This is a genomic window from Pseudomonas sp. LjRoot277 (assembly GCF_964253845.1).
In the GTDB taxonomy this organism is placed as follows: domain Bacteria; phylum Pseudomonadota; class Gammaproteobacteria; order Pseudomonadales; family Pseudomonadaceae; genus Aquipseudomonas.
In genome coordinates, this window is the sequence record NZ_CAXURI020000001.1 from 4,429,023 (window position 1) to 4,441,601 (window position 12,579).

Genomic DNA, 12,579 nt, shown 5'->3' on the forward strand with positions numbered 1-12,579 from the left:
CGTAAAGCAGCGCAACGAGAACACCGATGAATACCCATTTTGAGATTAGTAATGTCCCTGAGCCCAACATTCAGCGCGATGGCAACATTCATTGCGTCGCCCATCAGCCGTCGGTGGTAATAGCATGATCGAGGTCACCGAAGTTTCCATTGCCGAACTGCGTGCTGCGCTCGAGTCAGGCCGAACTACTGCGGTTGAGCTGGTTCAGGCCTATCTCGCCAGGATCGATGCCTACGACGGTCCCGACACGCCCACCGCCCTCAACGCGGTGGTGGTTCGAAACCCCGAGGCGCTGAACGAGGCGCAGGCGTCCGATGCCCGTCGGGCCAAGGGCGAGACGCTGGGTCCGCTCGATGGTATTCCCTATACGGCCAAGGACAGTTATCTGGTGAAAGGGCTCACTGCCGCCTCCGGCAGTCCCGCCTTCGCGAACCTGATTGCTTATCGCGATGCGTTCACGATTGAACGGCTTCGTGCTGCTGGTGCGATCTGCCTGGGCAAAACCAACATGCCGCCCATGGCAAACGGCGGCATGCAGCGCGGGGTCTATGGCCGTGCGGAAAGCCCATACAACGCTGACTATCTCACCGCCCCATTCGCCTCGGGCTCATCGAACGGCGCCGGTACGGCAACCGCCGCCAGCTTCGCGGCATTCGGCCTCGCGGAAGAAACCTGGTCGAGCGGACGCGGCCCTGCATCGAACAATGGTCTGTGCGCCTATACGCCTTCGCGCGGGGTGATTTCGGTGCGCGGCAACTGGCCGTTGACGCCGACGATGGACGTTGTCGTGCCGTTTGCCAGAACCATGGCCGACTTGCTCGAGGTGCTCGACGTGGTGGTGGCGGAAGATCCCGACACCCGTGGCGATCTGTGGCGGATGCAACCCTGGGTGCCGATTCCGAGTGTCGCTTCGGTGCGCCCCGCTTCCTATGCCGAGTTGGCCGTGAAGTCCGATGCACTGGCAGGAAAGCGCTTTGGTGTTCCGCGCATGTACATCAACGCGGATCCCGATGCGGGCACGAGCGATGCGCCAGGCATCGGTGGTCCGACGGGGCAGCGAATCATCACCCGTCCTTCGGTGATCGGGCTCTGGGAAGAGGCGCGCAAGGCACTCGAAGCTGCCGGTGCGGAAGTGATAGAAGTCGATTTCCCGCTGGTGTCCAATTGCGAGGGTGATCGCCCGGGTGCGCCGACCGTATTTACGCGGGGCCTGGTGTCCAAAGAGTTCCTGCATCATGAGTTGTGGGACCTGTCGGCCTGGGCGTTCGATGATTTTCTGCGGGCCAATGGTGATCCCAAGTTGAACCGCTTGGTCGATGTCGACGGACCGCTGATTTTCCCCCACGACCCGGGCACGCTCCCCAACCGGGAGGACGACCTTGCCGCAGGCATGGACGAGTACGTGAAAATGGCCGAGCGCGGCATCACACCGTGGGACCAGATCACCACCGTGCCTGACGGACTGCGCGGACTTGAGCAGACACGTCGAATCGATCTTGAGGACTGGATGGATCGGCTGGGGCTCGATGCGGTGCTGTTCCCGACGGTGGCCGACGTGGGTCCGGCGAATGCCGATGTCGATCCGAAGTCTGCGGATATCGCGTGGAGCAATGGCGTTTGGGTCGCCAATGGCAACCTCGCCATCCGGCACCTGGGCGTCCCCACGGTCACGGTACCGATGGGCGTCATGCCGGACATCGGTATGCCGGTCGGGCTCACATTTGCCGGTCGTGCCTATGACGATTCGACGCTGCTGCGCCTGGCTTCGGCGTTCGAGTCGATCGGAACAAAACGATTGATCCCGCCTCGCACCCCTCCCTTGCCGGTTGGCCAACAATAGAAAGGGCGGGATTGGGGCTTTACACGCTCCAATCCCGTCCACTGGTTGACTGTCGCCCCGGAATTCAGCGCCAACGTCGGCGCAAGAGTCTCAACGTGCGTTTTTCGGCGAAACGCGACGGCCATTCCATGGCACGCCTGGCGGGGAACTTGCGGGCGATGTCCACAAAGGGCGTGACGATCAGGCTATAGAGCGTCAGGTAACGGTCGTGATCCTGTTTGCCAGTGCCGAATTGAATGGGCTCGGGCGTCGAGTGTGTGACGTAGAGCGTACCGAACATCCAGTCCCAGAGTGACAGGTTGATACCGAAGTTCTTGTTGAAGTGTCGAGGCGCGTCACTGTGGTGAATCTGGTGCTGCGCCGGGCTGTTCAGCACATGCTCGACCACGGGCCCGAATGAAAGCCAGACATGGCTGTGACGCAAATTGGCCGCCAAGGCATTGAGGATCAGGACCATATACGTCACGCCGAACAAGGTGTACCGGCTGATCTCCCCGCCACAGGCGTACCAGAAGACACCGGCAAAAGCGCCGAGGAAGACGGTGTCAGTCAGTTTCTCGACCATTTTTTCCACAAAGTGAATCCGGCTTGCCGTCGCCGGCACCAGGACGGGCGCGGAATGATGGACTTTGTGGAACGCCCACAGATACCGGGAATGAAAGGCGCGATGGCCCCAGTAATGGATGAAGTCTTGCACCAGAAACACGCCCAGCCCGTAGAGTAAGGAAAGTAAGAGATTCTCCCCCACCTGCACGCGCGCGCCCCAAAGATTGTTGAAAAACGAGATGTAGTCGCCGGAACGCAGGACGTACGGATCGACCAGGCCAACAATGGGCAGCACCAGCGCGACCTTCAGGATGGCCCGCACGAAGTAATACCGGTAATCCAGCAACGCCGAGGGATGAAAATGAACCCGGTGCCCGCCGATGAACTGCCAGAAAGAACGTGCGTCGGTCAGCCCGCGATATTTTCTGAAGCGGTACAGGCTGTAGGCGATGCTGTAGGACACGCAGAGAAACACGATGCTGAAGCGGCCGTTCAGATCAAAAATGCCAAAGAACTGATCCGTGACTGGCTCGATCACCCACTTCATCAGGTAGTCATACAGAAGCGCGAAAACATCCATTAACGGCTCCCCTCCGTCAAAAGGGGGGGATTGTAATTCAGATCGTAACCACCGGGTGTTCCGAGCTGAACGAATGCCTTTCGAACGTCACAAAGCCCTATTACGGCTGAAACGTCTGAAGGTACGCCAACAGGTTTTCAATCTTTTCCGGATCGCTGAGCCCCCAGAAAATCATGCGGGTGCCGGGCACCACTTTTTTGGGAGCTTCGAGATACGCAGTCAGCGTTTCGCGGTTCCAGACAATGCCGGCGGATTTCATCGCATCGGAATACTGGTAATCCGTGGTGCTGCCCGAAGGGCGTCCAAAAATGCCATTGAGCTGCGGCCCGAATGAACCGCGCGCCGACTCCCCGACCTGATGGCAGCCACCGCATATCCGCTTGAACAGTGTCGCACCCGCTTCAGCATCGCCGGCCGCGTGTGCTTGCGCGCCGCATAATCCAGCATTGAGCACCAGGGCCAAGGTGAGTACGGCGGTTTTCTGCATGTTCTGCTCCCAATCAACTGTGGCTTGGCGCAAGTGAATCAACTCGCACCCGGTTGAAACTTCTTCCTGTACGCCGCTGGCAGCAGACCCACTCGCTGGCGGAACAGTCTACGGAACGAATTACCGTCTTCGTAGCCCACGGCGTAAGTAATGCTGTCGAGTGTCATGCGGGTGGATTCAAGAAGCTGTTTTGCCTTCTCCAGACGCAGGGTTTGCAGGTAGGTAATGGGCGTGTAACCGGTGGCCTCCTTGAAACGCCTTTTGAAGTTCCTGACGCCGAACCCGAATTGCCGGGCGACGTCATCAATCAGCAGCGGCTCTTCGAAGTGTTCCTCCAGCCAGTGTTGAACCCGCAAGATGTCGCCATCCCCATGGTTCTTCGGCAATGACCACATGACGTACACCGATTGCTCGCTGCGCACAGCGTCGACCAGCAAGTACTTGCCGCACTTTTGCGCCAGTTCCAGTGAAGCGAACCGGCGCACGAGGTGCAGCAGAAGATCCATGGCGGCACTCGCGCCCCCGCACGTGATCACGCGATTGTCCTCGCAGAGGATCTGCGTCTCCTCCAGACGGACCTCGGCATACCGACGACGAAACAGGTCTGCAAAGGCCCAGTGCGTGGTAGCACGAACGCCATCCAGCAGGCCCGTTTCGGCCAGCATGAACGCCGCCGTACACATCGACGCCACCACGGCACCCTGCGCATGCTGTTGACGCAGCCATGGCCCATAGGCTGAAAAGGCCGGCAAGGCATCCTTCAAGGTGAAGAGGAATCCGGGGATCAGCACCAGGTCGGTTCGCGGGATCTCGCCGGTGGACAGGTCCACGCGCAACGTCTGCCCTCCCCACGCGGCGACATCACCCCCCTCAAGCGAGGCGATGACCACTTCAAAAGGCCCGCCGGCCGTGTCGGCGAACAGGTTGGCGGCGCTGAGCACTTCCAGGGCCATCGTGGCGCTGGCGGCAGAACATTGATCCGCCAGTAAAAGCGTGACGTGCATATATGATCCGATTGCGCTTTTCGCATGAAAAAAGTCATTTGCGCACCTACCTTACCCGATCCTTCCTCCCTAAAGTGCACCGGTCATTCCATCATCGGCGTACTTATGAATCTCTGGTTCCGACTTTTCCTCATGCTGTTTCGTCGTCCATGGCGCAAGCCGGTTGACGCCCTGGCCACCACCATCGTCCACATGCGCGTCTGGCCGCTTGATCTCGACCTCAACCGGCACGTTACCAATGGCCGGTATTTCACCCTGGCCGATATCGGACGCATGGACTACGTGCTGCGCAGCGGTGCATTCCGGGTGGCGCTGCGTAACAAGGCCGTGCCTATCGTTGGCGATACTTGGGGCAAGTTTCGTCGTGAGCTGAAACTGTTCGAAGCGTTCGAGATTCACACCAGGATGCTTGGCTGGGACCACAAGTGGAGCTTTATGGAGCACCGCTTCGTGAGCAAGGGACGCGTGGTCGGCGTCGTGGTGATGCGGGGTCTGTTCCGCTCTGCCAAAGGCACCGTTCCACCTGGCGAGTACGCCCGGGAACTGGGCTTGGCTGAACAGTCACCGCCGATGCCGGCGTGGCTGACAGACTGGTCGCAAAGCTGCAACGACATGAGCCGTGAGCTGCGAGAGGAAGAAGGACAGCCTGCTCGACGCCCGCAGACCGTCGAATAAATTCGGCGCTCCCGCTATCCGCTGACAGCCTCAAGCGCACGCTCTATCCTGTGCACCCCGAATCTACGCTTGCCACAATTTCACCGGAGACATCAGTGCCGCCCCTGACCGCCCGCGAGGTTTACCAGCAATTGCGCGACGCCGCGCTGGAAGTTCGGCTTCTAAAGCGCCTCGACGAACAACCCGAGCCGGGCCAGGTGCAAGTCGATATCGAGGGCTGGCGTCTGACCCTCGACTTCGACGGCAATCACCTGCGCCACTGCCAACGTTGCCAAAGCCCGGACGGTCGCGAGGGCGTGCTCGACAGTTGGCAACGTTACGGCACCGATCCGGTCAGTTTGCTCAGCGTCTGGGAGCTGGCGCAGATCGAGCGCCTGAGCACAGCTCAGGTGATCAAAAGCGCGGTTTGACCGCTTTCCACTCCGGCTTGTAACGCTGCATCTGTTTCACGTCATCGCGCTGACGAATGCCGCAAGTCAGGTACTGGTCGTGCAGCTTGCCCAGTTGATCGTGATCCAGCTCCAGACCCAACCCGGGCGCGCGGGTGATCTTCACGCAGCCATCGACGATGGGTATTTTGCCGCCCTTGATCACCTCTTCATCCGGTTCCTGCCACGGGTAATGCGTGTCGCAGGCGTAATCCAGATTGGGCACCGCGGCGGCGACATGCGCCATCGCCATCAGGCTGATGCCCAAGTGCGAGTTGGAATGCATCGACACGCCAAGGCCAAAGGTGTCACACATTTTCGCCAGCGCCTGGGTGTCGCGCAGGCCGCCCCAATAGTGGTGGTCGGCGAGGACGATCTGCACGCTGTTCAAAGCAACACTGCGGCGGAACTCATCGAAATCGGTGACCACCATGTTGGTCGCCAGCGGCAGGCCGGTACGCTTGTGCAGTTCGGACATGCCGTCCAGGCCCGGCGTCGGGTCTTCGTAGTACTGCAGGTCATCGCCCAGCAGTTCGGCCATGCGAATCGAGGTTTCCAGCGACCAGTTGCCGTTCGGGTCGATGCGCAACGGGTAACCGGGGAAAGCCTTTTTCAACGCCTTGATGCACGACACTTCGTGCTCCGGCGGCAGCGTGCCGGCCTTGAGCTTGATGCTCTTGAAACCGTTGGCCTCGATCATGCGCCGCGCCTGGGCGACGATCTGTTCTTCGTTCAGCGCCTCGCCCCAACTGTCGGGTGTGTAGGGTGAGTCGACGTGCTGGGCGTACTTGAAGAACAGGTAGGCGCTGAACGGAATCTCGTCGCGAATCGCACCGCCCAGCAAGTCCACCAACGGCACGTTCAACGAGTGCGCCTGCAAATCCAGGAACGCCACTTCGAACGCCGAATACGCATTGCTCACCGCTTTGCTGGCATGGGAGCCGGGCGCCAATTCCGCTCCGGCAATGCTCGCCGGTTTGTTCGCCGCCACCGTGGCCTGCACGATGCGGCGCAGCTGATTGAGGTTGAACGGATCAAGGCCGATCAACTGGTCTTGCAGTTGCCGCTGGATCAGCAGCGCCGGAGCGTCGCCGTAGCTTTCACCCAGGCCAATGTAGCCGTTGTCGCTTTCAATCTCGATGATCGAGCGCAGCGCAAAAGGTTCGTGGATACCACTGGCATTCAGCAGTGGCGGATCACGGAAAGCGATTGGGGTGACGGTGACTCGTTTGATTTTCAAGAGGCTGCTCCCTTTGAACCTGAACTCAAAGCTTGATGACTGATGGATTTTTCAGGTGTTGCGACGTCGCCACGCGGTGCCGTGCGAGCGAAAAAGATCACCACGGCCGCGACCAGTGACGTGGCCGCCAAACCGTAGAGGCCGCCTTCGATGGAGCCGGTTTTTTGCTCCAGGAAACCGAACGCTGTCGGGGCGACGAAACCGCCGAGGTTGCCGATGGAATTGATCAAGGCGATCACCGCAGCGGCGATGCGAGCGTCCAGATAACCTTGCGGAATCGGCCAGAACAATGCCGAGGCGGCCTTGAAACCAATGGCGGCAAAACAGATGGCGACGAAGGCAAAGATCGGCCCGCCGGTGGTGGACATGAACATGCCGAACGCGGCGATCACCAGGGTCAAGGCCACCCAGGCTTGCTGGTGTTTCCATTTGCTGGCCATGGCGGCGAAGCCATACATCGCGATGATCGAAATGATCCACGGAATCGAGTTGAACAGGCCCACCTGGAAGTCGCCGAGGTTGCCCATTTTCTTGATCATGCTCGGCAGCCAGAACGTGGCGCCGTAGATGGTCAGGGCGATGGAAAAGTAGATGAAGCAGAACAGCGCGATCTGCTTGTCGGCCAGCAGCTTGAACATCGACGGCTTGACTGTCTGTGTGGCTTCGCGGGCCTGTTGTTCCAGCGCGATGGCGTCAACCAGCGCGTCCTTTTCTTCGGCGCTCAGCCATTTCGCCTCGCGCGGATGGGATTGCAGCCAGAACCACACGAACCCACAGAGCACGATCGAGGCAAAGCCTTCGATCAAGAACATCCACTGCCAGCCATGCAGGCTGAAACCGCTGACATTCAGCAGCGCGCCGGAGACAGGACCGGAGATCACCGAGGCAATGGCCGAACCGCTGAGGAAAATCGCCATGGCCTTGCCACGTTCAGTCGACGGCAGCCATTGGGTGAAGTAGTAAATGATGCCGGGAAAGAAGCCCGCTTCGGCTGCACCGAGGACAAAACGCAGTACATAGAAGCTGGTTTCGCCGCGCACAAACGCCATGGCCATCGCCGCCGCCCCCCAGGTGAACATGATGCGCGTCAGCCAGGCGCGAGCACCGTAGCGTTGCAGCAGCATGTTGGAGGGGACTTCGAAGATCGCGTAACCGATGAAGAACAACCCGGCGCCCAGGCCGTAGGCTGCTGCGCCAATGCCGAGGTCGGTTTCCATGTGGCTGCGCACGAAGCCGATGTTGACGCGGTCGATGTAGTTGACGATGAACATCACCACAAACAGCGGCAGCACATGGCGCTTCACCTTGGCCGCTGCGCGGGCGAGCACATTCGGGTCCGGCGGACTCTGGAGGGTATTCAAGGGGCGACTCCCGATCATTGTTTTTTTAGGGACGAGCCGATCATGGACGCGCACATTGATCCCGTCTAATCTAACTTGGCATTCGATTGATACCGGAATTAGATCAATGTTCGAACTGACTCAACTGCGCTGTTTCACCACGGTGGCGACCGAACTGAATTTCCGTCGGGCCGCCGAACGGTTGAACATGACTCAACCGCCCCTCAGTCGACAGATTCAACTGCTGGAACATCACCTGGGTGTCGAGCTGTTTACCCGCACCACCCGCAGCGTCGCCCTGACCGCCGCCGGCCGCGCCTTCTTCATCGAAGCGCAGAACCTGCTGGAGCGCGCCCAGCAAGCCGCCGTCACCGCCCGCCGTTTTGCCGAGGGCGACATCGGCTCAGTCAACATCAGCTTCGTTGGCAGCGCGGTGTATGAATTCCTGCCCAAGGTCATCGCCGAAGCACGGCTCAAACAGCCGCATGTGAAAATCGACCTGACGGAGATGAACACCTACCAGCAGCATGAAGCGCTGCGTGCGCGGCGTATCGATCTGGGCATCGTTCGAGCACCGTTGCTGGAGCCGGGATACGCCACCGAATGTCTGGTGCGCGAGCCGTTTGTGTTGGCGGCGCCGAGCAGTCATCGGCTGGCGAGCGCAGAAACCGTGTCGGTCAAAGACCTTGATGCGCAACCGTTCCTGATGTACTCCCACGCCGCCTACCCGCCGTTCAACGAACTGCTGACCGGCATGCTCCGCTCTGCCCGCGTCGCCCCGGAATACGTGCAATGGCTCGGTTCATCGTTGACCATCCTGGCCTTGGTCAACGCCGGCATGGGCCTGGCCCTGGTGCCTCGCTGCGCCACCAGCGTGGTGTTCAAGAACGTAGTATTTCGCGAAATCGATCTGGGCGAAGGTGTGCAGAGCGAGCTGCATTTGATCTGGCGCGAGAACAATGACAACCCGGCGTTTGCGATGTTGCTGGAAGGCATTCGAAGGGCTGTGCGGGAGGGATGGGGCGTTTGAGTTTGCGTTGCCTGGCGTTTCTTTGGGGTCATCGACCACGTTGGTCAGTAGCGGCCCTTCGCGACCTACAACTATCGGCCAAAAGCAGTCACTGTCATAGGTGACATTCGCGGCTTTCTATTTTTTTGCTTGGACACTTCAAATCCCTATCAAGCAAGACAGTAACGTCTCAGTGAGCGACGTTATCAACCAACGATGTTGAAATTCCTCACCAGAAACGCGCGCAATGAAAATAACCGTACTAGGCTTTTGCGGGCGCCTTGAGTAGTAACAGTCCTATCGCTGGGTTAGTTGACCCCCTTGAACTGTCCATTGGCATGGTTTTTTTTGGGGGGGGTACTCACCGGGATCCTGGTCGTTGCGTACTTGATGTTTGAGTAGCGGCAACAAGGATCGTCTCTCGATAAGGAACGACACTATGAAACGGCTCCCGCATCGCACCAGGTTTTACATTGCTTGCTCATTACTGATAGCGCTCAATAGTCTTGCCCAAGCCGCACAAACAGAAAAGCCCAACATCCTGTTTATCGTCTCCGATGACACTGGCTACGGTGATCTGGGGCCTTACGGTGGAGGTGTCGGTCGAGGCATGCCGACACCCAGCATCGATGAACTGGCCGCAGAAGGTACAACCTTTTACTCATTCTATGCCCAACCCAGCTGCACACCGGGCCGGGCTGCCATGCAAACCGGGCGCATCCCCAACCGCAGCGGCATGACAACCGTGGCTTTCCAGGGCCAAGGCGGCGGTTTGCCAGCGGCGGAGTGGACGCTGGCCTCGGTGCTCAAGACCGGTGGTTATGAAACCTATTTCACCGGCAAGTGGCACTTGGGCGAGGCCGACTATGCAATGCCCAATGCCCAAGGTTACGACGTCATGAAATACGTCGGCCTCTATCACCTCAATGCCTACACCTACGCCGATCCGGAGTGGTTCCCCGACATGGATCCGGACACCCGTGCAATGTTCGCCCAGGTAACCAAAGGCGCGCTTTCGGGTAAGGCCGGGGAAAAGCCTGTCGAAGAGTTCAAGATCAATGGTCAGTATGTTGATACGCCGGTGGTCGATGGCAAGCCAGGTGTGGTCGGGATTCCTTTCTTTGACGGTTATGTCGAGAAAGCTGCACTCGAATTCCTCGACACGGCCTCCAAATCGGACAAGCCATTCTTTATTAATATCAATTTCATGAAAGTGCACCAGCCGAACATGCCGGCACCGGAGTTCGTCCATAAGTCGATCTCCAAGTCCAAGTACGCCGACTCGGTGGTTGAACTCGATGCCCGCATTGGCCGCATCATGGCCAAGCTCAAGGCACTGGGGATGGATAAAAACACCTTGGTGGTTTACACCACGGACAACGGCGCCTGGCAGGACGTGTACCCGGATGCCGGTTACACGCCATTCCGTGGCACCAAAGGCACAGTACGTGAAGGTGGTAACCGGGTTCCGGCGATCATGGCCTGGCCAGGCAAAATCAAACCCAATGCGAAAAACCACGACATCCTCGGCGGCCTCGATCTGATGGCCACATTCGCCTCGGTTGCCGGAATAAAGCTGCCTGAGAAAGATCGCGAGGGTCAGCCCATTTATTTCGACAGTTACGACATGACCCCCGTAATACTCGGAACCGGCCCTGATCCGCGTAAAGAGTGGTTTTACTTTACCGAGAACGAGCTGTCGCCAGGCGCTGCCCGTGTTGGCAACTTCAAAGCCGTCTTCAACCTGCGCGGCGACGATGGTGCCCAAACTGGTGGCTTGGCCGTGGACACCAACTTGGGCTGGAAAGGTGCCACAAAATACGTGGCAACGGTGCCGCAGGTCTTCGATTTGCTACAAGATCCTCAGGAGCGTTACGACATCTTCATGAGCAACGTCACCGAGCGCACCTGGACGATGGTGCCCATCAGTCAGGCAATCAACAAGCTCATGCAGACCTATATCAAATACCCTCCACGCAAGATGCAAAGCATGACCTATGACGGGCCGATCGAACTGTCCAAATACCAGAAATTCCAGTCGGTTCGAGAAGAATTGCAGAAGGAGGGAATTCACCTGCCGATGCCAGCCGGTAATTAGTTACCCAGGCAATGAGCGGCGGCCTTATCAGAGGTCGCCACTTTGCGAACTGACGTCATCTGGTTAGCTTTTCAACGTAACGGCTGACCAGTGCACTTTCTAGAAACTCAGGACTTAAAACATGACTTAGCGTTTTCTGAATGTCTGCAAAGGGTTGTGGATTCAACCGGTCGACGCAGCAGATAGCCAATCTGAACGAAGTTCAAAGAACTGATCTAAGCTCAGCTGCGCCAGGGCTCAGCCCTGCAATTGCGACACCGCAGTCCAAATTCTCTGTGCCGACGAGAAAGGAGCTAACAATGAGCAAAGGATTTCAGTCCGCACCTTTTATCGTCTTGGCGATGGTTTGGCTTGAACCTGGCGTCGCTGCTGATAGCCAGGCAGAACTAGCCAAACAATCCCTGAACCCGGTCGCTGCGCTATACAGTTTGCCGATTCAATACAACTGGAACCAGAAGCTCGGCCCCAGCGGTGAAGGGTATCAGAGCGTTACCAACATCCAGCCGGTACTGCCCTTCAGTCTTAACGAGGAGTGGAACCTGATTTCCCGCACCATCCTGCCCGTCATAGATCAGCATGGCCTAGTCCCCGGCGGGATTGCCGACAAATCAGGTGTGGGAGACACCACTCAAAGCTTCTTTTTTTCGCCTAAACAGCCCACCGCCAGCGGTTGGATCTGGGGAGCAGGCCCAGCCATATTGGCCCCCACCGGCAGCGATGACCTACTGAGCAACGAGCAATGGGGATTGGGGCCGACGGTGGTGGCGCTCAAACAAAGCAATGGCTGGACCCGCGGCATTCTGGCCAACCACATCTGGTCGCTGGAAAACAGCCCGCCGGATGACAAGGACAAGGTCAATCAGACATTCCTGCAGCCCTTCTTCAGCTTTACCACTCATACCTACACCACGTTTGGCATAAATACCGAGTCCACTTACGACTGGCAGACAAAGGAATGGTCTGTGCCGATCAATCTGTTCGTTACCCAATTGTTCAAGGTGGGTCACCAGCCCATGAGCTTACAAATGGGGCCGCGCTATTGGGTTGATAGTCCCGAAAATGGCGCCGAAGGCTGGGGATTTCGAGTCGCGTTTACGCTGTTGTTTCCCAAATGAGTGCCGTATTGAGCAGACGTTTCAAGTGGCCGCTATGGGCCGCTAATTACGATCAACTGTTCTCGAAGCCAAATGTCCCGCAACACCGCCGAGTAAATGTTACGGATACGGGTACGGAACTGAATCTGACCTGCACCTCGTATTCATCGTGGCGATAAGACGCACAAATAACGGGCACGATCTTAGCTGCGCAAGGAGATGCTGGCTTATTGTGATC

The 12,579-nt window shown here is 58.4% G+C and carries 11 protein-coding genes; 6 read left to right on the plus strand and 5 right to left on the minus strand.

Annotated features, from left to right (window positions below; translation table 11 throughout):
- Positions 1-124: 124 nt before the first annotated feature.
- A complete protein-coding gene (locus ACSQ87_RS20860) occupies positions 125-1,840 on the plus strand; it encodes an amidase (protein ID WP_436274292.1) in 1,716 nt (571 codons plus the stop codon).
- A gap of 64 nt (positions 1,841-1,904) precedes the next feature.
- On the opposite strand, the gene ACSQ87_RS20865 is transcribed toward ACSQ87_RS20860, so the two are convergent.
- The 3 genes from ACSQ87_RS20865 to ACSQ87_RS20875 form a co-directional block, all read right to left on the minus strand.
- The gene (locus ACSQ87_RS20865; RefSeq protein ID WP_436274293.1) at positions 1,905-2,966 is read right to left on the minus strand and encodes a sterol desaturase family protein; all 1,062 of its coding nucleotides are present in this window, start codon (positions 2,964-2,966) and stop codon (positions 1,905-1,907) included.
- A 100-nt stretch (positions 2,967-3,066) separates the two neighbouring features.
- The gene (locus ACSQ87_RS20870; protein WP_436274294.1) at positions 3,067-3,453 is read right to left on the minus strand and encodes a c-type cytochrome; all 387 of its coding nucleotides are present in this window, start codon (positions 3,451-3,453) and stop codon (positions 3,067-3,069) included.
- A gap of 38 nt (positions 3,454-3,491) precedes the next feature.
- Complete coding sequence (locus tag ACSQ87_RS20875; RefSeq protein WP_436274295.1) at positions 3,492-4,457, minus strand: GlxA family transcriptional regulator; 966 nt, start codon at positions 4,455-4,457, stop codon at positions 3,492-3,494.
- A 105-nt stretch (positions 4,458-4,562) separates the two neighbouring features.
- On the opposite strand from ACSQ87_RS20875, the gene ACSQ87_RS20880 reads away from it, so the two are divergent.
- Entirely contained in the window at positions 4,563-5,132 is a 570-nt protein-coding gene (locus ACSQ87_RS20880; RefSeq protein WP_223430495.1) for an acyl-CoA thioesterase, read from the plus strand.
- 95 nt (positions 5,133-5,227) lie between these two features.
- Entirely contained in the window at positions 5,228-5,542 is a 315-nt protein-coding gene (locus tag ACSQ87_RS20885; RefSeq protein ID WP_223430496.1) for a DUF7693 family protein, read from the plus strand.
- On the opposite strand, the gene ACSQ87_RS20890 is transcribed toward ACSQ87_RS20885, so the two are convergent.
- Positions 5,526-6,800 (minus strand): glucarate dehydratase family protein, encoded by a 1,275-nt coding sequence (locus tag ACSQ87_RS20890; protein WP_223430497.1) that lies wholly within the window; start codon positions 6,798-6,800, stop codon positions 5,526-5,528. The two genes, ACSQ87_RS20885 and ACSQ87_RS20890, sit on opposite strands and share 17 nt — an antisense overlap.
- Positions 6,797-8,161 (minus strand): MFS transporter, encoded by a 1,365-nt coding sequence (locus ACSQ87_RS20895; protein ID WP_436274296.1) that lies wholly within the window; start codon positions 8,159-8,161, stop codon positions 6,797-6,799. Before ACSQ87_RS20895 ends, ACSQ87_RS20890 begins: the two co-directional genes overlap by 4 nt.
- 106 nt (positions 8,162-8,267) lie before the next feature.
- On the opposite strand from ACSQ87_RS20895, the gene ACSQ87_RS20900 reads away from it, so the two are divergent.
- From ACSQ87_RS20900 to ACSQ87_RS20910, 3 genes are all read left to right on the plus strand, one after another.
- Positions 8,268-9,170 (plus strand): LysR substrate-binding domain-containing protein, encoded by a 903-nt coding sequence (locus ACSQ87_RS20900; RefSeq protein WP_223430499.1) that lies wholly within the window; start codon positions 8,268-8,270, stop codon positions 9,168-9,170.
- A gap of 418 nt (positions 9,171-9,588) precedes the next feature.
- Complete coding sequence (locus ACSQ87_RS20905; RefSeq protein WP_436274297.1) at positions 9,589-11,247, plus strand: arylsulfatase; 1,659 nt, start codon at positions 9,589-9,591, stop codon at positions 11,245-11,247.
- A 299-nt stretch (positions 11,248-11,546) separates the two neighbouring features.
- On the plus strand, positions 11,547-12,362 hold the full coding sequence (locus ACSQ87_RS20910) for a transporter (protein ID WP_150656222.1): 816 nt from the start codon (positions 11,547-11,549) through the stop codon (positions 12,360-12,362).
- The last annotated feature ends 217 nt before the right edge of the window (positions 12,363-12,579 follow it).